Source organism: Shewanella sp. HL-SH8 (genome assembly GCF_051165765.1).
In the GTDB taxonomy this organism is placed as follows: domain Bacteria; phylum Pseudomonadota; class Gammaproteobacteria; order Enterobacterales; family Shewanellaceae; genus Shewanella; species Shewanella glacialimarina.
In genome coordinates this window covers 3,019,345-3,041,776 of record NZ_CP195039.1, presented here as the reverse complement: position 1 = coordinate 3,041,776, position 22,432 = coordinate 3,019,345, and the positions used below count along the sequence as shown (strand labels likewise).

Sequence of the window (22,432 nt, the reverse complement as noted above, 5' to 3'; positions counted from 1 at the left end):
TAAAGAATGCTTTTTTAAGGAACACTATGTTAACTGTGTATGGCGACATTAAATCTGGCAATTGTTACAAAGTTAAATTAGTGCTGGCAATATTAGCCATTGAGCATCGCTGGCATGAGATGGATATTTTACAAGGTGATACCCAGGATGATTGGTATCTTGCAAAACACCCATTTGGCAAAATTCCATTAATTGAAACCCAGGATGGCAAACTATTATCAGAATCGAATGCCATTATAGGGTATTTAGCCGAGGGCTCAGGATTGATCCCTGACGATCCATTTGTCAAAGCGCAAATGTACCAATGGATGTTTTTCGAGCAATACAGCCATGAGCCTTATATTGCAGTAGCCCGTTTTATTCAGTTTTATTTAGGTATGCCAGATGACAGACTTAATGAATATATAGCGATCCATAAAAAAGGCTATAAAGCGCTAGATTTAATGGAACACACTCTCAAAAATTCATCGTTTTTAGTTGGCGAGCAATTTACCTTAGCCGATATCGCCCTGTTTGCTTATACCCATGTCGCCCATCAAGGCGGATTTGATTTAAGCCATTACCCTGCTATTAAGCAATGGCTTGTGAATGTTGAGCAACAAAGTGGATTTGTCGGCATGATGGATTAGTTTGAATCATTCAATAATTTCATCATCCGGCCAGCTCGCCATCTCGCCATCTCGCCATCTCGTCAGCTCGTCATCTCGCCAGCTCGTCAGCTCGTCAGCTCGTCAGCTCGTCATCTCGCCAGCTCACCATCACGTCATCCCCGAGATCTTTAATCGGGGATCTAGCTTAAAAACATTGCCAGAATTCAATACCAATACGTTGCATTACGCATTGATGCTGTCTACTCTTCGTACTTTAAAAATAATAATAGCAAAAGGTATCTCTATGCAGATTAAAATACCGTCAAAAATCTTCCAATCAATGATGTATAGCGTGCTGCTAATTACTATGGCCGGCTGTTCCCAGCAGTATGCTTCAGTTGAAAAAGCCGCAGTTGTTCAGCCAGCGCAAGAAAAGTTTAAAGTCATATTTGGTGGCACTGATGTTGGTGGCATGACAGTTAATCGTGATGGTCAAAACATCGACGTTGATTTTTCATTCAGTAATAACGGTCGCGGTGCCAGTTCACAAGAGGTGTTAAAGCTTTCTGATAGAGGTTTACCTATTGATTGGCAAATCAGCGGTAAAACGGTTTTCGGCAATGAGGTGAATGAGCAGTTTAGCCTTAAAGGGAATAGGGTGAACTGGCAGAGTTCATCTGAAAGTGGCAGTGCTGAGTTTAACCCTGATGCGTTATTCATTGCGCAAAACGCGAGTCCTTATTCGCTTTACATTTACGCAAAAGCCTTGCTTGGGCAACCGACATTGTCATTATCGGCATTGCCTGCTGGCGAGCTGACGATTAGTCAGGTGAGCAAAGTTGTGCTTACCGATGCGAATAACGCTAAGGTGAATGCGACGATTTATGCCGTTAAAGGAATTAATCTTGACCCAAGTTATATCGCCCTTGATGACAACCAGTTAATGCTTGGATATTTGTCGCCACGTGTGGTGATTATTCGTGAGGGATTAGAAGCACAAAGTAAGGTGTTAAGTGATTTAGCGGCTAACTTGAATGCCAGCCGATTTGAAATAATTGCCCAGAAAGCGATTCATCAATATGACAAGCCGATACGGATTAACAACGTTAGAATATTTGACCCTGTAAGCTTGCAGCTGACTGCGGCTAAATCTATTTTACTTGAAAACGATAAAATTAAGGCTATTGAAGCCATGGTTGATTCGGTAAAAGAGGGTGAAGTACTCATTGAGGGTAACGGTGGCACATTAATTCCTGGTTTGTATGAAATGCACGGCCACATGAGTGATAACGATGCCTTATTGAACGTATTGGCAGGCGTCACCTCTGTTAGAGATATGGGCAATGAAATTGATATTCTCGACCCATTAATCGACAAAATTGAAACTAATCAGATTATTGGCCCACGCATTACTAAAAGTGGTTTCATTGAAGGTAAAAGCGAGTTTTCCGCGGCGACCGGCGAGATAGCATCTACTGAGCAAGAAGCGGTTGACCTGGTAAATATGTACGGTGAAAAAGGCGGTTATTTTCAAATAAAAGTATACAGCTCGATTAATGGTGAGTGGGTACCTGCTATGGCTAAAGCCGCTAAAAAGCATGGTATGCGCATAACTGGGCATATTCCTGCTTTCTCAAACGCTGACGAAATGATTGCCGCAGGGTATGACGAAATTACCCATATCAACCAGGCAATGCTGAGTTGGGTGCTTGATAAAGATGAAGATACGCGCACGCTTTATCGCATTACTGGCATGAAACGTTTTGTCGATTTAGATCTCAATAGCGACAAAGTACAACATACCTTAAATACTATGGTGGCAAAAAATATTGCGGTTGATCCCACCATCGTTATTCATGAATTAGGCTTAACGGCTAGAAACGGTGAAACGCGTATTGGCGTTAAAGACTATATCGACCATATGCCGATTGGCGAGCAAAGAAGCGCGAAAGTGGCCTTATTAAATGTAGCCGATGAACAAGAGGATAAAGAATATCGCCTAGCGTTTGATAAAGTGATTGAAACACTGGCATTGATGCATAAAAAAGGCATTTTACTGGTTCCGGGTACCGACTTAGGTGGCGCTTTTGAACTGCATCGTGAGTTAGAGTTATTCAAAAAAATAGGTATGACTAATGCTGAAGTATTGCGCCGGGCTTCTTATGATATGGCGAATTATTTAGGCTATGGCGAGCAGCTTGGCAGTATTGAAGTGGGTAAGTATGCTGACTTTTTCTTAGTGCCAGGTGATCCTATTGCAGATCTTCGCGCCATTAAGACGGTGGCTATGGTGTCAAAAGGCGGGGTGATTTATTTTCCGAGTGAAGTTTACCCTGAATTTGGCATAAAGCCTTTTACCGCAATTCCGACCGTTGTTGAATAATTAACTGAGTGTGTTTGCTAAATAATGTGAACACCCTTTAACGATAAAAAGCCTGCGGCTCACATAGAGTTTTTAATGATCATTCAACCACATGTTTATTTTATACCGTTAAATAATCAGCTTAGTCGAATTCAGTTTGAACAGGGATTGGCATTAAGCTGGTTAACTGAGGATGAAATAAACAAGGTGCATCGTTATAAAGCTGAGCAGGCTCAACATAATGCATTACAGGTTCGGTTAGCATTGCGGGCGGTTTTATCCATGCACAGTGATGTGCTGCCACATCAATGGCTATTTGAATATGGTGATAAAGGTAAGCCAAGTTTATCTGCTGAGCTATTTGAGCAAACGGGGTTACATTTTAACTTAAGCCACAGTGGTGACTGGTTAATGATTGGAGTGTTGCCCTGTGCTGCAGCTAGCTCTGGTGCTAGCTCTGGTGCTAGCTCTGGTGATAGTGATCGTCGCCATTATGGTGCGTTCAAGGCGATATTATTTGGTCTTGATATTGAACGTGTGCGTGCCAGTACAAATATTAAGCCTATTTTAAATCATTACTTTACTGACAATGAAGTGGCTGATTTAGTCGCTTTACCTGATGTGCTGCAACGGCAGCGTTTTTTTGATTTATGGACCTTGAAAGAAGCCTTTATCAAAGCGACGGGCAAGGGCTTAGCACAATCATTAAGCTCATTTTCGTTTTCATTTACTGATAACAAGGTGTTTCAGGCTGACTGTTTTTCTGTTTCTGTTTCTGTTTCAGGAGCTGCGTCTGTTGCTGCGTTAGAATCTGCTGCTGTAAGCTCTGCTCATGTCAAGGCCGCCGAGCGTGCGCCATCACCGATATTATGCCGCCATGATGAGATTCACTTTACTGCTCCGGTTACCGATAACTCACAATGGACTTGCCGTTTTGGGCGCTTGACTGAGACCTATCGATTCAGTTTTTGTATCGGGACGGATGCTGTATTGAGTAGCAGTAATGAAAATGGTAGTGATGATTTAGCGGGTGGAGTGAACATCACTGAGCCAATAATGGTATTAACATCATTGGCTCAGTTGTTGTCAGCAGCTTAGTACTTAGCTGCTTGGTCTGGTTTAGGTAAACTAGAGAGAATAAAGTCGCGTAAATCTTGATTAGATTGCTTTAAATCCTCATAACGTAAATACATCATATGGCCACTTCTATATCCTTTAAACGACAGTCTGTTTTTCATCAGGCCGCTGCGGTCTAACTGCCACATGGTGTACTTGGCATCAAAATAGTTGGTGGCACCATCATAATAACCTGATTGGATCATGACATTTAGGTAGGGGTTTTGTGCCATCGCTAAACGCAAGTCCTCACCAGAATGATCATTACTTCTATCCCACGGATGAACTGGGCCAAACATGTTGTATTTCATGTCCGTTTTGTAATTTAATTCAGTGCGAAGATAATCATTAATTGCCGGGGTAAAGCTGTGCAACCATGAGGTAAGTTCGGCGTTGTAATCTGGGCGTGCGCCGACTGTTTTTTCATCAATACCTAAGTAGCGCGAGTCTAATCGTCCAACCGTTTGTTGACGTTCACGCAGTAAGGTTTTCCAAAAGTATTCGGTGTCGATATCTAGATTACTTTGCAATACTTCAGTCACACTTAAGCCTGAATAATGCGCCACTTGCTTAGCAATACGTTGTTTTTCTTCATCATCAATAAAGCTTCCCTTGGCTAATGCTGGCAAGTACTGGTTGATGGTAAAGTTTTCAACCTCGGCTAATAATGGCGTTAAATCCAGTTGCTGTAGATCCTCTGCTAGCGCTTTATGATACCAGGCGGTTGCGGCAAAATAGGGTAGGCGATTAGCAGCTTTAACGGGGCCATTACGTTCAATACCTATGTCGGTAGGTGAAACTAGGATAACGCCATTTGGGTACATCCATTGGTTTTTTTGTAACTCTAGTGCTAATCCCGATACTCTTGTGGTGCCATAGCTTTCACCGATTAAATACTTAGGTGAGCGCCAACGCTCGTTTCGTGACACAAAGGTAGTGATCCATTCGGCTAAATAACTCACATCAGCATTGACACCGAAAAACATTTTCTGTTGCTCATCTTTAGAAGGCATTTTGCCTTCTGCATCTGGCAGGACGCGTGAGTAACCGGTATTAACCGGGTTAACGAATACAATATCGGCCACATCTAAAATAGAGTAATCATTACTTTTTACCCCATATGGCTGTAACGGGTAGCCTTCACTATCAACATTGAGTACGCGCGGCCCAGTATAGGCAACATGCATCCATACTGACGCAGAACCTGGACCACCGTTAAAAGAGATAACCAGGGGACGGCTGCTATTGTCTTTAATATCAGTGCGTTGGTAATAAGTATAAAATAGAGTGGCGGTAGGGTTACCTTGTTCGTCCCAAACTGGTTGGGTGCCGGTAGTCGCGCTATAGGCTATTTTTTTATCTAATATAGTCGTTTTGTGCTGAGTGATAACTGTTTGATCGATTGGTATTTGACGTTTTGCCCTGTCAGCTGTGTTACTGCTGTTACTCGGATTGTTATTCGCGCCGCTATTTTTGTTGTCGGCAGCATAACTGGTTGAAGTCGATAAACTTAATTGCATGCAAAATAGTACAGTGCAGGATGTGACCAGAAGTTTGCGCATTATAAAGTCTCATTGTTATTAATTTTTGAGGGTTAATGAGCAGATTAACATGTAAGTCGACAAACAGAGTTCAGTCTGTATCACCATTTTGTAACACTTTGTATAAAAAAAAGCCGCCATCAATATAAATTGATGGCGGCTTTTTATTCGTTGCAGAGCTTGTTAACTTAACAACTATAAAGACAAAGCCAGTTAGTGGTTATGGGAGTTAATCAGCGTGGGTATGGCGTAATCAATAGGTTAATGGCTTATATCGCCACTAACCAATTATTGGCTGTATTAAACGGCTACAAACTGCTGAAAATTCATCTCTACAGGTTAACAAGCGCCTAGCTTATTGTCTTGCTAAACGGTTTGATTCCGGTGGATTTTCAAAGTCGCTGCGATACGGGTTTATGTCTAAACCGCCTCGGCGTGTATAGCGAGCATAAACCGTTAGTTTAGTGCAGCGACAATAATGTTTTAGATCAACAAAAATCCGCTCAATACATTGCTCATGGAACTCATTATGTTGACGGAAAGATATCAAATAACGTAACAACTTTTCACGGTCTATTTTTGGCCCTTGATAACGGATCATCACGCTACCCCAATCTGGCTGAGACGTAATTAAGCAATTAGACTTCAGCAGGTTAGAGTTTAGGGTTTCAGCAACGTTTTTTTCTTCAGAGCCACTGCCCAATAACAAGTCAGAGTTAAAGTCATAATTGTCGACTTCAATGTCCAGGTCATCAATACAGGTACCTGGCAGTTCAACGATTCGTTCTAGATTAAAGTGTTTAGGCTCAATCACTTTAACAGCCACATCACCCTGGGCGCAGTTTGCTAAGTCTTTTTGTAATATTTGCTCTACAGCGGTAACACTGTCGAATTTTGTTTGATTAAAGCTGTTTAAGTACAACTTGAATGACTTAGATTCGATTAAATTAACACTGTTTATATCTAGGCTGACTTCAGCGATGGCAACTATTGGCTTACCTTTGCTGTTTAGCCAAGATAATTCATAAGCTGTCCAGATATCTGTGCCATGAAAAGGTAATTCATTAGTTAATTCAATAGCGTCTCGGTTCAGTTTACGCGGGACCCCTTGCAGCAGTGATACATCATACTCAGCTTGATACTCGGTTGTTTGGCCTAACGTTAAGCCTTTGAGTGCTTCTGCATCACTATAAGGATCGTGATTGTGTGTCATCTAATCGGTTTCCATGTCAAAATATCGCTTTATTATAAACTACGAGAAGCACCAGTGTCTTGTTCAACCGCACTTGAAAATTTTATAAATAAGTATCTGCTCGCATATCAAGATGCACTGTCGGAATTACCGCGATATTACCCTATGGGTGAAGACTCTGCTTGTATTCAAGGTCAGTTCGAGCAGAACAGTGATCATGCAGTATATTTTAAACCTTTTAAACGTAAAACATCAGCAGACTTTAGTAATGTTGAGCATGCGTTAGAACTCTCACTGCATGATGATATTAATCAATATTATGGTCAATTCTATAGCGCACCATTAATGTTTACCTCTACCTGGGGTGAAGGCGAGTTACTGCAGGCGTGGAATCAACAAGATTTTGAATATCTGCAGCAAAACATGATTGGCCATTTAATGATGAAAAAAAGCTTAAACAAGAGCCGACCTGGTTTATTGGGGTGTTAGGCGATGGCGATCAAATGCTGACGGTTGATAATGAAACGGGTGGTGTTTGGATTGAAATACCGGGTGATAGGCCTAAACAAAAGTTAGCTGATTCATTGAGTGCTTTTATTGATCAACTTTCGCCAAGAATTACGCCGCCAATTAAACCCGATACCCCGGATGATACCGAGTGGCAGCATCCGGGTATTTGGCAACGTATTAAATTGATGTGGCAATATCTGTTACGTAAAAAATAAACAGTTTATCAGACGCGCCTTAAAACCCCGTCCTTCAGGTCGGGGATGTAAGGCACTGGCATCGTAGCTGGCACGGTTTTGACTTCAGTGCGGCGTTTGTTGCTGCTCAATGTATCGGCGAATCACGTCGATAGGTGCGCCACCGCAACTGCCCGCAAAATAGCTGGGAGACCACAGTGCGCCGCCCCACAATTTTTTCGTGATGGACGGATTTTTTTTCTTGCGAATCATGCGGCTGGAAACGCCCTTTAGACTATTCACGAGTGCCGATACCGCTATTTTCGGTGGGTAATTAACGAGTAAGTGAACGTGGTCGTCTCGCCATCGAATTCAATCAATTCAGCTCCAAAATCCGCGCATACAGCTGCAAAGATGGGTTTAAGCTCATCGAGTATTTCCTTGGTGAATACTTCGCGCCGATACTTAGTCACAAAGACCAAGTGAACGTGCATATTGAATACACAATGTCTACCGTGTCGAATATCGTTGTTTGTTTGCATAGGCCAAACTATACTTTGGCTATGGAACGACTACAAGCCTTCAAATTCGAGCTACAGCCCAACGGCGAGCAAGTGCGCAATATGCGTCGCTTTGCGGGTACGTGTCGGTTCGTCTATAACAAGGCGTTGGCGTTGCAGAAAGATAACCACGAAACGGGAAATAAGTTCATAGGCTATGTGCCAATGGCGGCGGATCTGCCAAAGTGGAAGCGCGAAGCGGGCTTCGACTGGATTAAGGATTCCCCCTCGCAAGCGCTGCAACATGCGCTCAAGGATTTAGAAAAAGCCTTCAAGGGATTTTTTGAAAAGCGCACGGATTTTCCGCGTTTCAAAAAGAAAGGCAGTGGCGATAGTTTTCGCTATCCAGAACCTAAGCAAATCAAATTAGACCAAGCCAATAACCGTATTTTCCTGCCCAAGCTGGGTTGGCTAAAATACCGTAAAAGCAGAGATGTATTGGGCGAAGTGCGTAACGCCACGGTAAGTCAATCAGGTGGCAAGTGGTTTGTGTCGATTCAAACACGGCGCGATGTTGAGATTGTGCCAGTGGCTACAAGCGCCATAGGTATTGATGTGGGCATTGCGCGTTTTGCGGCAATGAATGACGGTAGCTATATTGAGCCGAAAAACAGCTTCAAAACGCAGATGCAGCGGCTGGCTAAATATCAGCGGCGCATGAGCAAGAAAGTGAAGTTCAGTGCCAATTGGAAAAAGGCCAAGGCCAAGGTCACACAAATACACGCCGATATCGGCAATGTTCGTAAGGATTTTCTGCATAAGCACACACATACCCTCAGCAAAAACCACGCGCTGGTATGTGTAGAAGACTTGCAGATTAAGAATATGTCGAAATCATCAAAAGGTACGGCGGAAAAACATGGCAAGAAAGTAGCGCAAAAATCGGGCTTAAACCGCGCCATTCTCGACCAAGGCTGGGGTGAGTTTAGGCGACAACTGGAATACAAAACCGCTTGGAATGGCGGCGTTTTGCTCGCCGTGCCTGCGCAATACACCAGCCAAACTTGCCCTTGCTGTGGCCATGTATCAAAGGATAATCGCAAAACCCAAGTGCAATTTTTGTGTGTAGATTGTAACTACGAAAATAACGCCGATGTTGTCGGCGCTATCAATATATTAGAGCGCGGGCAGCGCTTGTTAGCCTGTGGAGAAACGGCAGCTTTAGGCCGCTCTGTGAAGCAGGAACCCATCGAAGCGACTAAGCTGAAAACTGCTTAGCGCCGTAGGAAAACCCTTCCTTTCCGCGTAGCGGCAAAATCCTTTTGGGGATTTTGAGGTGGGGGAGGATGTCAATGATGATCCCATGACAGGTTTGAGATGATGCGGCAGTCTTCACAGCGGAAGTGAAACATATCTAATAACGGCTCATCTAGTTTCCACTCAGCACTGTTGCACTTAGGGCAAGTTCGGCTTTGCTCTGCGAGTAAACTTTCACCCCCGACGCGATACAAGTAGTAGTAGGTTGGAATTTGGGTGAGGTATTCTATTCTGCCGCATAAATCACGGCCTCGTCTGAACATGTCGCTAGTGACTGTGCTTATTTCTTCAAGTGCAGCAAATTCTGCTTTGGTTGCGGCAGCCATTTGTAACTCATCACATGCTTGCCATTCACTTTGCCATTTGATGATGCGCTTATGATCACCATTAAAGGTAGCGGGGATCTGATAAAGCGGAATTGGCAGTAAGTTATCTCCGCTTCTTAATGGCGAACACATATGTACATAACTGGTGTAAAGCAGCTGCCAACTAGCCGGTTCAGTGTTACTGACCTCTGAATTAATGTCTTGACCAATAAACTTTTCCCTTGGGGCAAGCAATTTAGCTTCAGTTAATCCATTTATCGCTGATTTGACCCAGGGGCTGTTATGGCGTTTTGCTAAGCTGGTTTTTTCTGGCAGCATCAAACGCGCTTTAAATTCGCCATCGTTAAACGCCACTGCAAATTCTCTGCCCAGTATTTGGCCGTTGGCACGTAGAGCTTCTAAATAGTGATTAATGGCTTTTTCGGCGCTAGAGATAGTGGTATCAGCAAAAGGTTCAAAGCGTAATTCAATAACAAACATTATGGTGCCTTTTGTGCTAAAGGTTGTTCAGCCTGTTGTTCAGCCTGTTGTTCAGCCTGTTGTTCAGCCTGTTGTTCAGCTTGCTGCTCGAGTTGTTGTTCAAGTTGTGTGAGACGCGCCATTAGTTGATTAATTTGTTGCTGCATCTTGTGTTGCTGTTCTGCCACTTCGGTCAAGCTGATGTTGTTTTGCGGTTTATTTTCTGATTCTTCCGTCGGCACAAAATCAGCAATACCTTGCCATTCAGATTTAGGTATTGCTTTAAATTGCTGAAGCCCTTGAACAATTAATGGCATAGGCACTTTGCCTACACGGCCTTTAATTAAGGCGACGCTGGGAGTATGTCCATTGATGGCGATGGCTTTAGCTGCCGCGATAACGTGTTCAATTGGACTCATAAGTGGTGAAAATCCTTGTTTTTTAGTAGTGAAAAAAACTACTTTATTATTATTTTGATATTAATCTATATAAAATCAATAGCATACGTTTTGGCATGAAAATAGCATTAAGGAATGTTAATTGAACTGTAAGTGTTAACTTACTCAATAGCTATTTATTCTAACAAAAAGGAAATAACATGAAATCAAAATTAATGGGCGCAGCGCTAATTACCGCAATATCTTTAGGCTTGAGTGGCTGTGTATTAAATGTGGGTGATCATGAGTCTGGAAAAAGTCACGACTATTGGGAAGTACAACAAGAAAAAAACCGCGATAGTCTAACAAAACTGTCGTTAGGAATGAGCTTAGATCAAGTGCAAGTGATTATGGGCACCTCAGACTTTAGTGAGGCATTTGTGAACCAAGCAGATAAAGAACAGGTTAAAGTATTATTTTATCGTACCCAGTGGGCAAAAGGCGATGGTAAAACAACCAAAGATGAATGCACACCTATTGTATTCAAAAATAGCGAGTTAGTAGGCTGGGGCGATACAGCCTACAAACAAATTTAAGTTTGCTCTAGGCTGACCACTAATGTCTAGCTAGTATGAGTCGATCTTAGCATAACGTCCAATTGGTCTATCACCTCTGACCATTGGGCGTCTTGATTTAGTGCTTCTTTGAAGAAGGTTTTTTGGGCCAAATTCCAAAAGGGCGCATCTATCAATAATGTATGGTCATCTATTTGGTGACTAGCAATAAATGCCGCCACTTCCTTTTCCCCATAAGCTAAGCCTAGTTGCATAAATAAATGGTTCAGATCTGTTTTAGTGGTATCCATTTTAGCTCCTTTGATTTTAACCAGTATTACTGCCGTAGCCGCTAATTGCAAACCCACTGTGGTTATAATTTATTATCCAGCTTTAATTGGTGATTGTTTCAAACTTGTTAACTTGCTAAGTTAATGTTGAACGTAAAATAGTCAAGGAACAATAATGGATAACAAAACCTTGGAACAATTTAAAGCAGTGTATCTAACGGCTGAAGACTTACGTGTAGCAGCCTCTATTATTTATAACGCGTATCACGATGACCCATTCTTTTTAAAGGTATTTGGCAACCAAGATAATAGTATGTATGAACAAAAGTTACGTGCAGCTATTCGTGAAGAACTAAATGAGCTTTGGCAGCAAGAACAACCTTTAATTGGCTGGTTTGATGGTGAGCGACTCATTGGGGTGGCTTGTGTTATTACTCAGCAAATTCCGATTGGTCAATCACGCTATTGGCATTGGCGTTTGAAAATGGTGTTAGGCACGGGTTGGAAGTCTACCCAGGGATTAATGGAAAAAGAAACCTGTCTACTAACACACTTACCCTCTGATAAATGCGGAATATTGCAGTTTATTGCGCTAACACCGAATGAGCAGCGCAAGGGTAATGGGGCTAAATTAATTCAAGCTGTGTTGAGTTGGTGTGATGAACAGCCTCAACTTGATGGCATTGGCGTATTTGTTAACAACCCATTTCATAATAAGGCGTTTAGTCACCAGGGATTTAAAAGCATAGCCAGTGTAACGATTGGTGAGGTTGAAGGCGAAATCTTATTTTATGCAAAATGAATGGTAAGCGATGATGAGTAAACAATATAAAACGTTTAAAGAGTTTTACCCATTCTATTTATCTCAGCACCAAGACTTAGCATGTAGGCGACTGCATTACCTTGGCAGCACCATTATTGTTGTTTTGCTAATCAATACTTTTATAAACCAGCAATGGTGGCAATTAGGTTGGTTGCCGGTGATTGGTTATGGTTTTGCTTGGATTGGACACTTTATGTTTGAGAAGAATCGTCCAGCTACTTTCACTTACCCTCTATATAGCTTACTTGGAGATTGGGTAATGTACGGGCAAATGTTAAAAAGAGTGTTATCAAAGTTGATTGCTAAGCTTTAAGTGCCCAGTGTTTTGTAAGCCTTATCCTACAGTTGTGTAGGTGTTATTAGGTTTTGATGTAGTACAAAATCAATCATTAATATTTATTTAGATATGTATCAACGCTTTACGATTTACCTTTGTTTTTTGTTGGGGATATCTTTCTAGTTGTGTTGGTGCGATGTGTTTCAATGCAGGCCGTTCGAGATACAATAGTTACATCAAGTGAATGAGGTCACTAGGTTTGCTCAGGAAGAGCAATAATATGGTCTCACCACTTTGAATTTCAGGGATGAAACAAGGACACGCTCAAGGATTATGGGCATGAGCTCGGTAAATGGATAGCCGAAACAAGGATGAGTGGAAGCGTAAGCTAACACAAGGAATCAAGGATAGGATTGCAGGATGCACAGGGACGATTCAACGGATTTGAATTTTCAGCCATGGATGACTGAACAATGGATTGAACTCAACTTACATTAGTAAAGGAATGTTGAGATAAAAGGAACAGGGAGCCGCTAGGATAGCGAATCGCAAGGATGGAGCAGGGAGCACAAATTTAGCAGGATGGCTAACGACAGTGTTAAATGGGCACAACCTTTTTAGGTTGTGCCTTTTTATTGGCTGTAAGTTATTTCCCTAAGTTATTGTTGATGGCTTAACTCTACAGTCCTTGTGAGATATATCTCACAAAGCATGTAAGCCTAATAGGTTTTAATAATAATAGACTACTTACATTTTTAATTTTTACCCTTGATATTTAAAGGTTTTTTTATTTTACGCGTTTTGTGGTCTTGTTTGTTTTTTGTTGCGGATATGTTTAAGCCTATTACGGTTAAAGGATTTCCACTATTATTACTGCAGCTAAGGAAAGCGCGACATTGGAAATGTGATTAGGCAGGATGCTTATACAATGGATGTGTTGTTATGGAAGACAACGAAGCTGTAATAAAGGATAAAAAACTCGTTTTATGGATAAGGCGAGATAAGTGTCTAGGATTGACACTTAACATAGTAAAACCCATCAGGATGATGTGGATAAATAAAATGGATTTCAAGGATGATTCAAGGACACGCTCAGGATGGAGCAGGCTCGGTCAAAGGATAATCGAGTAAGAAGGACAGTACGTAAGTACAAGGATTTTCAAGGATAGAACACGGATAGGTGCAGGAGCAGCATATACGCATGGATGGTGCAGGGAGCAACCAAAATAGCGGGATAGCTTAACAAGAGATCAGAAGGCCGTGACTTTATGTCGCGGCCTTTCTTTTTGTGCAGATAAAAGCCTGCTACTAATGTAATGAACATAGCCTACTAAAGCTGTCTAGGTGTTGACCTGTGCTTTTAAGTGATTTGATACTTTAAAGCTCGGCTGATTAAAGCCTGCAATTTCTATCTTTTCACCGGTTTGAGGATTACGCCCATTTTTAGGTAGATAAAACCGTAATTCAAATGTCCCAAACTGCGGAATATACACCTTTTCCCCTTCACAGAGTGCCTGGTGAATTGTTGCGAGAATTTGTTCTAACTGAGTTTTGCACTGTGTTTGTGGAATATCGAGTTGTTGCGACATTTTACAAATTAACTGTTTTTTATTCATAGAAAAAGCGTATTTAATTGAGTGATTGGCATCGTTAGGGCTTTATAGCAATTATATAGCTTGAGTCCCAATTAACTCTTGTTTATTTTGCTTATGAGGTTAATTTTAAAGCGTTTTTTAACAATTCGTTATCTTGCCTGTTATAATTGTTAACTAACAGTCTATTGAATAATAGACTGCATTATCCTGCTCTAGGGTAGTGAGCTTGATTGCTGTTTTGCATTACATTTAAAGCAAACAAGGCTACACCATTGAAGCATACAAGATTTAAATTTAATTAACCTTGTTGGTTTGTCTGTGTGTGTGTTAACATTCGCGCGCTTTATTTTGAGTCGTCGTTGGTCGAGAACGGTGACGTCCTTTATTTTAATTATTAAGTGAGTATTAACATGTCTTACACTATTAACGCCCAAATCCGCACTGAAGTCGGGAAAGGTTCGAGCCGCCGCCTACGTCACGCTGATATGGTACCTGCTGTAATTTATGGTCCTGGTAAAGAGCCTATTTCAATTAAGTTCTTACACAAAGACATCATCAACATTCAAGAAAACAAAGATTTCTATGATGGTTTAACTATCGCCGTTGACGGTAAAGAAATCAAAGTTGTTCCAAAAGCAATGCAACGTCATGCTTTTAGACACCTAATTGAACATGTTGACTTCATATTTGCTTAATCGCATCTATGTGAAAAAAGCGCCTTAAGGCGCTTTTTTTGTACTTGTAATTTACTTTTTATCCAGCAAGGCAGGCTGTTCTTATGCCAATATCACTTCAAGGTATATTGATGTAGAGATAGTTTACTAATCAAAGTCGTAGTTATAATAAATATCTAATGATTGGCTAATCGTCCCTGATACGGTTTCAAGGTAAAGTTGTGATAGTAGGTAATATCTTACCGTCATTTCATAGCCTGGATTAAATACGCCAATGCCATATTTAATCATTAAGTCTTCACCAATGAATCCACTGATAGCCATTCTGCCATCATCATTTGCATCTAACTGTACGTTCGAAAACCCAAACTTTTCTATAACACCTCTGGCTGTTGATCCAATGTTATTTATCGCACCACCATCAACCTGTGAGCCTAGGCTTAACGCCGCGCCCATCATTAATGAGTTGCTTTGTTGATCGTTAGTACTGCTAAATCCTTTGCCCGTTAAGATGTAGGAAAGAACCTCTGCTTGCTCTTTTGCTGGATTGGAGAATACCGTAACTGTTGGACGCATAGGCGTGCCAGTTACTCGCACTCCTGCGGTTAAGTCCTCTTCTTTGATTTCTTTAATCGCTTCAATATTTAAGTTGGGCACTTCTATTGGCCCAACAAACTGCACTTCACCGGCATTAATTTTAAGGGTTTGGCCCATAAATTTGTAGTTACCATTGGTGACTCTAATATCACCAAATAATAGTGGTGGCTTAAATGCTTGTTGTTGAAGCCTTAGACTACCGGCTAATTTTCCGGTTAATCCCATACCATCAATGGATAATTCATTGCCAACATTGATATTGATGTCAGCTAAAATGGCATAAGGGCTGGTCTTAACTTCTAATTCAGATATTGAGTCATTAAATATTACATCATTTGATACGGCGACTCCGCCCTCAGAAAGCTGCATTATTTTAATTTGACCAGAAGGAATATCTAATGCGCCTTTAACTGAAACTTGCTGCATATCAAATTGAATATTAAGGTCTGGCGATACATTTAAAATAGCAATTGGCGGCTGAATAACCGCAAGATTATCCCCTTTAAAGCTTATGTCTCCAGACACTTGTCCATTAGGCCAATAGAGCGAGCCATTAACTAAGGCTTGTCCATCACCAATATGAAGTTGACCATCCAATGCTGACTGTTGACCATTAAGTTGCAAGCCAAGGTATATTTTTTCGAGCAAGGTTGGGTTAGATGAAAGCGCAAAAGCACCATCTGCTAGTTTTATGTTGCCTGTTAATTCAGGGGTGCCTAAATTTCCTGCTAATGTAATTCTGCTGGATAAGTCACCTTGAAGTGTTTGGATTCTTGGGAAAAACTCTCCAAAGGGTTCAAGGTTGAGCGAATTTATATGAATAAATCCATCTAAGGTTTTATCTGGGGTTACATTTATATTGATTTCAGTTTGTAAGCTGGCGATGCCCTCTGAATCAGCACTGATTGTGGTACGCAATTGCTTCTCATCTAAATTAGCTGTAAGCAATAGCTGTTGATAATCAATACTGACGACGTTGTTAGTATTACGAATTAACTTAATATTACCCGGTAAAAGGGTGAAATTGACCGATGCTGTCGGCTTATGTTTAGGTTGCCAATTAATTTGACTGGTTAATGCAGCATTACCGTTCCAATCAATATTTTTTGACATTATTGGAGCAAAAAGTTGACCTGGGTTGCCACTGAAATTTATCTCAGCCTGGCCTGTAGGCCCGAGGGTGACATTGTTGGTGAGACAAAATTTATTACTGGGGTGGCTGATACAAAAAGCCTTTATGTTGCCTCGATTTTTAAGTTGATCCCATGCTACTGAAAGCGGTGCATCTAATTGCCAGCTCCCCAGTATATTGTCAATATTCAACTGGTTAAGTTGTGCGCTTATCGTTTGCTTTATAAGATCAGTTTGGCTGATTAATTCACTTTTAATGCTGGTATCACCGCTGGCATTAATTGAACTTATTTGTTGGCTTTCATCGCCCTTGCTGTCGAGTTGTAAACTAGTGAGTTTATAACCCTTATAATAAATATTCTGACTGCTTAGTAATAACGAATACTCATGCTTGTCAAATGGCAGGTAATGCGCTTTTAAGCTCAGATTATCTAATTTTGCACCCATGTAGCTTGTGTTTTGCATTTCGGCGTTGAGATCGACATTAGGATGGCTATTTTCACCTGTGACATCCACTTTGGCTTGTAAATTACCTCTGGCACCTGCTAGCCATTGGCTTAGATCGGGTACGTTCAGCTCTAGGTCGATATCCCACATGTCATCAACTTGACCATTAACGAATAAGTCAGCACCTAAAGCGGTAGCATGTAGGTTGTTAGCATTAACTGCAAAATCTTGATCAAGGATAACTTGTCCCTCGAGCGTCAAAGGGTAGCCATTCATACGTCCTTGTAGGCTCGCGTCATCAATACCTATGTTCCATTTTTTATTAGCAATGTTGCCATGGGTGGTGAACTGACCGCTAATTTTACTGCGCATTGGTAAATGTTGATTTAACCATTGAATTTGTTGTAGCCGAAGATCTTGCATGCTGACATTCACTTGCCACGAAATGTTGTCCGCTAAGTTTATGTCGCCAGCAATATTAAAATTACCTGCCTCGGATGCTATATCAAGGTTGTTGAATGTTAGGGTTTGTTGCTGGTAAGCGAATGTGGAATCTAAGCTTAGCTCTGGTTGATAAGGGCTGATAAAGGTCCCTGATAATTGCCCTTTAATGGTGTCAATTGACCCTTTAGCATTCAGGTTTTTGATATCAGCAATGTATAACTCATTTTCTAATGGCCAGATAAGTTTGCTGTCGGTTAATTTCACATCAAATGGCACCGTGGGGCGAGTTAAATCGATCACACCTTGCAAATTGACTCGGGTATTGCCAGCGACTTTTAACTCAAGACCTAAGTTACTTAGGTTATCTGTCATTTCAAGGTTTATCGTTTGATTATGTAAATGCGGTATTTCAGTAATATTATCTATTTGAGCTTTGACCTTGATATCCATCGGATAATGGTCAACTAAATGAATATCACCGATTAAATCAATATTGCCATAGGTATGATTGACAAGTAGCTGGCTGATACTGACGTTGTAGCCAATATAATTACCCGAAAGGTTAATGAGCTCGAATACGTCTTTTCTATCACCTAGCTGTAGCATGCTATCAACTGAGGTTAATTGTTTTACAAATAATCGAAACGGAAGATAAACCGCAGGTAATTGAGCTAATGGCCATTGTTTGTTGGCATCAGTTACTACTTGAACATCATTGATTCCATCACTTTGCGGAATAATCACTTCTAGTCCAACGCTGCTTAGGTGCTCGACCTTTAAGCCTGTTTCATTCCAAATTGCCTGGGCCTTGAGTCGCGCGGCATTATAATGCATGTCGTTTACAGTGATATTCACGTTGGTTAATTCAGCGTGATTGAGGCTAATGTCAAATGGCAGTTGCAATAACGCATGTTCATCTAATGAAGCATCATCAACACTGGCATTTTCATTTACTGTAGCGGTATTACTAAACTGGTCAGTTTGAATGTTGACCTTAACAGTAGATGCTTCTAGGTTATTGACGCAAAGCTGCTTGTTGATAAAACAGCGTGGTAACCAATCCAGAGTCAGGCCTTCAATTTCAACACTCATTCCGTCCATCGACCAAGATGCATAGTGTAACTTTAGATCACTATTAATGGCGCCTGATTGATAATCTAAGGTTAAATTAGGCACTAACTGGCTGGCGACAATAATGCCTATTTTACTGCCAAAGGAGGTGCCAAGCACTAATGCAGCAACAACAAGTAGAACAAGTGGAATATAAATTAATAATCGGGTGTAGAACTTAAAGGTTCGCCATAGCTGTTTAAGCAGACCTATGGCTACAGAGTCTTTGGGCTTTAAGTTTTCAGCTTTGTTTTGTTCTACACCATGCTGAGATTGTTGAGATGTGTCAATGTCTGAAACGGCATTCTCACCTTGTTGCTTAGCCGTTAGTGGGGTAGCAGTCGTTGAACTCTTGTTATTAGGCGTGTTCATTATAACTCAGTCCCCATGGTTAAATGGAAACGGAACGAGCGATCAACGGTTTCAGTTTCTTTTAAGCCAAAACCAAGATCGAACTTAATTGGGCCGATAGGGGAAATCCAATGAACACCACCACCGACCGAGACCACAGATTCAAATTGGTCGGTGTCAAATGCATTACCGCCATCAATAAATGTCGCGAGTCGCCACGTTGGGGTTAAATAATACTGATACTCTAGACTGCCGACGAGTAGGTAACGACCACCCACAACTTGCCGTGAGATACCACCTTCGGTATTAGTATAATCAATATATGGGCCTAACTCTTGATATCGATAGCCACGTATCGATTGATCACCACCGGCAAAATATCTCAGTGAAGGTGAAATAAAGGGAATATCTTCTTTATCCGCGATATTAGCGCCTATGTCTAACCGGGCGACAAATCGATGTTTGTCAAAAAATGTATCTATCCATTTCAGTTTTGCCTGCAAACGCGCTAATTGAATGGCCGAGCCTAAATTGGGATCGGCATACTCAACACTGTAGGTTTGGCGAAAACCCGATTTAGGATCGAGGGTGTTATCGCCGCGAACGGTATTTGACATGGTTAAACCAAATAAATAAAAATTTGGCATATAGTCAGTATCTAGCTGATTATAAAACTCCTTAACGGCTTCAAAAGAGTATCCTAATAACCAGTTGCTTTCGGTGCGACGCTGTCTAATAAAGCCTATTTGGTATTTTTCGGATTCTAATTGGCCAGTATTGACGAACTTTCTATCATCGGCACTGTATTCCTGGGTGACGCCATATTTGTCGCGTAATAATCCAACTCTTATTTTTAGCTGGTCATCTAATGGATGTGTCAGGGGAATGGTATAGGTCGTTAACAGCTTAGGCCTGTCTGGTGCCCATTCAGCAGTGGTTTCTTGTTTATGACCAAAACGGTTAACCTGCGGTGTACGCAAGGTGAGCCGAATACGAGGCTCAACCCCGTTATCACTACTATTACCAATATCTACACCTGCGCCTATTTCTAGCGAATGACTTGCCCGTGGGGTCAGTTCAACAAGCACGGGGACATTACCGTCTTTTATTTGGTCAATTTGTGGCAACACTTTAATATTGCTGAAGTAACCTGTGTCGATTAGGTTTCGGTTTAAGGTACCTAAGTCAGACGTGGCGTAAGGGGTATCAAGTTTAAACGGCACTAGTGCTTGTACTATGTTGTCGTTAAGAGTATGACCTTCAAAGGTTACGTCGCCTAAATGGTAACGTTGTCCAGATTGGAAATGAAGATTGATTTGGGCGGTATTTTTATCTCGATTGATGACAATCTCAGAACGGGTAATTTTACCATCGAAATAACCGCGTGCTAACGCTAAAGTGACCAGTTGTGATTTTATGTCTTCGTAAACACCGTGATGTAATGCATCTCCAGGTTTAATGGTTAGCCCATCAAGCCAGCGCATAAAAGTACGATCCTCTAACATTTCATCATCAAAGCCGATATCAATCCACTGAAGGATTACAGGTTCTCCTGGCTCAACTTTAATGTTGAGTTGCCAAGGGCCGGTTTCAGTTTCAACCACATTGACTTCAATTTGAGCACGATAAAAGCCCATGGATTCTAAGGCCTCGGTGGTATTGTCTTCCACACCAAATAAATATGCCCGACGCTGTATTTCATTTTGAGGGTTTTGCCCCAAGTGGGAGATAATATTTTTCTTGAGTGAGCTTTTAACGCCCGAAATCGACACAGTTAACCAATCATCTGCCGCCATGATGCTGTTGCTGTAAAATACAGCAAGTGTAATGATGAGAAAAAGGCTTAATTTTAGATATTTAATTAACAATATTAAGGTACTTACCGATTTAGGCGCATATTGTGTATATTGTCGCTAGAAAGCGCTAAAGTCGCAAGGCAAACTATGGGTAGAATTAATCCTAAAGGAACTAAATATAATGAAAAATAAACTTTTTAACCGTTTAAGTGTGGGGATGAGCTTAATGCCATTACTAATTGGCTTAAGTTTTAATCTACAGGCGGATGATAATAAACCTTTTGCAATAGCCATTCATGGCGGCGCAGGCACCATTAATGAAGCCGATTTAAGTGAAGTACAACAGCAGGCCTATCGCGATAAATTACAACAGGCTATTGATGCAGGGCATCAAATTTTGACTCAAGGTGGCGACAGTCTTGATGCTGTGCAAGCAGCAATAAACGTATTAGAAGACAGCCCATTATTTAACGCTGGTGTTGGCGCGGTATATACCTTTGATGGTAAACACGAGTTAGATGCGTCTGTTATGGATGGGCGGAATATGGCAGCCGGTGCAGTTGCTGGAGTGAGTCACATTAAAAACCCGATTAACTTAGCGCGTGCTGTGATGGAGAAATCTCCCCATGTGATGTTATATGGTCAAGGTGCAGAAGAGTTTGCCATATCACAGGGAATGGACTTTGTCCCAAACCAACATTTTGATACCCCGCATAGATATAATCAATTACTTGATGCAAAGAAGAAAATCATAGAATCAGAATTGCAGGACAATGATTATCAAGCGTCGGTTAATAAATTAGACGACAACTATAAGTTTGGTACCGTTGGTGCAGTTGCCTTAGATAAACAGGGTAATTTATCCGCAGGAACCTCAACGGGTGGTATGACGGCAAAAAGGTTTGGCCGCATAGGTGATGCACCTGTTATTGGCGCAGGGAATTATGCTGAAAATGGTACTTGTGCTATTTCTGCGACAGGACATGGTGAGTTTTTTATTCGTTATAATGTGGCTGCCGATATTTGCGCGCGGGTTAAATATCAGCAAAAATCAATTATACAAGCAGCGGATGAAGTGATTAACCAAAGGCTAGTAGAAGCCGGCGGGACTGGTGGTGTGATTGCCATTGATGGCAAAGGTAATATCGCTACACCGTTTAATACTTCGGGTATGTATCGTGCCACCAAGGTGGGTAATGAGCCTGCTAATATTATGATTTGGAGAGATAAATAAGCATAGGTTCTCAGAGGTTTTCATCTGTGAATGAGTTTTTACTTTGAAAACCAATCAATCGATTATATCGATTATATCGATTAAAATGATTAGATTTATTTTAATGCTCTTTAATAATTTTTGACTAAACTTAATTATGAAGTTGAGCCTTATTTGCCAAGCTTATTTATTGTTAGCTTAGGTTGGAATATTAACAGGCAGTCAAACATCATTATGGGGATATTAAATGGATTCAATTAAAATTATCGATTATATGGACAAGCGTCCTGTGTTGCTTAAAGCAGATATGTCAATTGCGGTTGCTGTTGAAAAGTTAATTACCAGTAACAGACCCGGCGCACCAGTAGTGGGGGAATCTGGCGAGTTAGTCGGTTTTTTATCTCAACAAGACTGCCTTGCCGTGATGTTAAAAAGCAGTTATCACTGTGATTTAACTAGCATGGTAACAGATTGCATGAAAACCGATGTACTGAGTGTCGGTCCACAGGACAGTATGCTGCATTTAGCTGAACAAATGACAGGCGCAAAACCCAAAATTTATCCTGTGGTAGAACATGGCAAAGTGATAGGTGCGATAACTCGTCAAGATGTATTAAAAGCGATGAACATCTACATGCAACAATGTTATTTATCACCAGCCTAGGGC

At 41.2% G+C, this 22,432-nt stretch carries 18 protein-coding genes and 2 pseudogenes; 11 read left to right on the top strand and 9 right to left on the bottom strand.

Annotated elements, in window-relative coordinates; genetic code table 11:
- The first annotated feature begins 26 nt into the window (after positions 1-26).
- From ACRWQN_RS13375 to ACRWQN_RS13365, 3 genes are all read left to right on the top strand, one after another.
- A complete protein-coding gene (locus ACRWQN_RS13375; RefSeq protein WP_434938264.1) occupies positions 27-629 on the top strand; it encodes a glutathione S-transferase family protein in 603 nt (200 codons plus the stop codon).
- Between the two features lie 265 nt (positions 630-894).
- Positions 895-2,973: an amidohydrolase family protein gene (locus ACRWQN_RS13370; protein ID WP_434938263.1), complete on the top strand. Its 2,079-nt coding sequence runs from the start codon at positions 895-897 to the stop codon at positions 2,971-2,973.
- Positions 2,974-3,048: 75 nt separating this feature from the next.
- On the top strand, positions 3,049-4,050 hold the full coding sequence (locus tag ACRWQN_RS13365) for a 4'-phosphopantetheinyl transferase family protein (RefSeq protein ID WP_434938261.1): 1,002 nt from the start codon (positions 3,049-3,051) through the stop codon (positions 4,048-4,050).
- Here ACRWQN_RS13365 and ACRWQN_RS13360 read toward each other — a convergent pair.
- Both ACRWQN_RS13360 and queF read right to left on the bottom strand, forming a co-directional pair.
- Positions 4,047-5,630, bottom strand: a complete 1,584-nt coding sequence (locus tag ACRWQN_RS13360) for a S10 family peptidase (RefSeq protein WP_434938259.1) — start codon at positions 5,628-5,630, stop codon at positions 4,047-4,049. The genes ACRWQN_RS13365 and ACRWQN_RS13360 overlap by 4 nt on opposite strands.
- Before the next feature lie 334 nt (positions 5,631-5,964).
- Positions 5,965-6,822, bottom strand: coding sequence for an NADPH-dependent 7-cyano-7-deazaguanine reductase QueF (gene queF / locus ACRWQN_RS13355; RefSeq protein WP_434938257.1), 858 nt, complete (start codon positions 6,820-6,822; stop codon positions 5,965-5,967).
- 54 nt (positions 6,823-6,876) lie between these two features.
- On the opposite strand from queF, the pseudogene syd reads away from it, so the two are divergent.
- Positions 6,877-7,526: pseudogene (gene syd, locus ACRWQN_RS13350) on the top strand (SecY-interacting protein).
- Between the two features lie 84 nt (positions 7,527-7,610).
- Here syd and tnpA read toward each other — a convergent pair.
- Positions 7,611-8,026 (bottom strand): annotated as a pseudogene (gene tnpA, locus ACRWQN_RS13345) (IS200/IS605 family transposase).
- A 21-nt stretch (positions 8,027-8,047) separates the two neighbouring features.
- Here tnpA and ACRWQN_RS13340 point away from each other — a divergent pair.
- Positions 8,048-9,262 carry an RNA-guided endonuclease InsQ/TnpB family protein gene (locus ACRWQN_RS13340; RefSeq protein WP_434938255.1) on the top strand — a complete coding sequence of 405 codons (1,215 nt, stop codon included), beginning with the start codon at positions 8,048-8,050 and terminating at the stop codon, positions 9,260-9,262.
- Positions 9,263-9,333: 71 nt separating this feature from the next.
- Here the strand turns inward: ACRWQN_RS13340 and ACRWQN_RS13335 are convergent, their stop codons facing one another.
- Both ACRWQN_RS13335 and ACRWQN_RS13330 read right to left on the bottom strand, forming a co-directional pair.
- Positions 9,334-10,107: a Zn-ribbon-containing protein gene (locus ACRWQN_RS13335; RefSeq protein ID WP_434938254.1), complete on the bottom strand. Its 774-nt coding sequence runs from the start codon at positions 10,105-10,107 to the stop codon at positions 9,334-9,336.
- A complete protein-coding gene (locus tag ACRWQN_RS13330) occupies positions 10,107-10,505 on the bottom strand; it encodes a hypothetical protein (protein ID WP_434938252.1) in 399 nt (132 codons plus the stop codon). The genes ACRWQN_RS13335 and ACRWQN_RS13330 overlap by 1 nt, the downstream gene beginning before the upstream one ends.
- Positions 10,506-10,684: 179 nt before the next feature.
- Here ACRWQN_RS13330 and ACRWQN_RS13325 point away from each other — a divergent pair, with 179 nt between their 5' ends.
- Positions 10,685-11,059: a DUF3192 domain-containing protein gene (locus ACRWQN_RS13325; RefSeq protein ID WP_434938250.1), complete on the top strand. Its 375-nt coding sequence runs from the start codon at positions 10,685-10,687 to the stop codon at positions 11,057-11,059.
- A gap of 26 nt (positions 11,060-11,085) precedes the next feature.
- Here ACRWQN_RS13325 and ACRWQN_RS13320 read toward each other — a convergent pair whose 3' ends face one another.
- Positions 11,086-11,328, bottom strand: a complete 243-nt coding sequence (locus tag ACRWQN_RS13320; RefSeq protein WP_434938248.1) for a DUF2789 domain-containing protein — start codon at positions 11,326-11,328, stop codon at positions 11,086-11,088.
- A 154-nt stretch (positions 11,329-11,482) separates the two neighbouring features.
- Here ACRWQN_RS13320 and ACRWQN_RS13315 point away from each other — a divergent pair, with 154 nt between their 5' ends.
- Both ACRWQN_RS13315 and ACRWQN_RS13310 read left to right on the top strand, forming a co-directional pair.
- A complete protein-coding gene (locus tag ACRWQN_RS13315; RefSeq protein WP_434938247.1) occupies positions 11,483-12,109 on the top strand; it encodes a GNAT family N-acetyltransferase in 627 nt (208 codons plus the stop codon).
- A 13-nt stretch (positions 12,110-12,122) separates the two neighbouring features.
- Positions 12,123-12,443 (top strand): Mpo1-like protein, encoded by a 321-nt coding sequence (locus ACRWQN_RS13310; RefSeq protein WP_434938246.1) that lies wholly within the window; start codon positions 12,123-12,125, stop codon positions 12,441-12,443.
- 1,304 nt (positions 12,444-13,747) lie between these two features.
- Here the strand turns inward: ACRWQN_RS13310 and ACRWQN_RS13305 are convergent.
- The gene (locus ACRWQN_RS13305; protein WP_434926510.1) at positions 13,748-14,023 is read right to left on the bottom strand and encodes an HU family DNA-binding protein; all 276 of its coding nucleotides are present in this window, start codon (positions 14,021-14,023) and stop codon (positions 13,748-13,750) included.
- A gap of 389 nt (positions 14,024-14,412) precedes the next feature.
- Between ACRWQN_RS13305 and rplY the strand changes: the two genes are divergently transcribed.
- Positions 14,413-14,697, top strand: coding sequence for a 50S ribosomal protein L25 (gene rplY, locus ACRWQN_RS13300; RefSeq protein ID WP_434926509.1), 285 nt, complete (start codon positions 14,413-14,415; stop codon positions 14,695-14,697).
- Positions 14,698-14,823: 126 nt separating this feature from the next.
- Here rplY and tamB read toward each other — a convergent pair whose 3' ends face one another.
- Both tamB and ACRWQN_RS13290 read right to left on the bottom strand, forming a co-directional pair.
- Positions 14,824-18,777 (bottom strand): autotransporter assembly complex protein TamB, encoded by a 3,954-nt coding sequence (gene tamB / locus ACRWQN_RS13295; RefSeq protein WP_434938244.1) that lies wholly within the window; start codon positions 18,775-18,777, stop codon positions 14,824-14,826.
- Positions 18,777-20,552, bottom strand: coding sequence for an autotransporter assembly complex protein TamA (locus tag ACRWQN_RS13290; protein ID WP_434938242.1), 1,776 nt, complete (start codon positions 20,550-20,552; stop codon positions 18,777-18,779). Before ACRWQN_RS13290 ends, tamB begins: the two co-directional genes overlap by 1 nt.
- A 217-nt stretch (positions 20,553-20,769) precedes the next feature.
- Between ACRWQN_RS13290 and ACRWQN_RS13285 the strand changes: the two genes are divergently transcribed.
- Positions 20,770-21,786, top strand: coding sequence for an isoaspartyl peptidase/L-asparaginase family protein (locus ACRWQN_RS13285; RefSeq protein WP_434929079.1), 1,017 nt, complete (start codon positions 20,770-20,772; stop codon positions 21,784-21,786).
- 226 nt (positions 21,787-22,012) lie between these two features.
- Positions 22,013-22,429, top strand: coding sequence for a CBS domain-containing protein (locus tag ACRWQN_RS13280; RefSeq protein ID WP_434926506.1), 417 nt, complete (start codon positions 22,013-22,015; stop codon positions 22,427-22,429).
- Positions 22,430-22,432 lie beyond the last annotated feature (3 nt).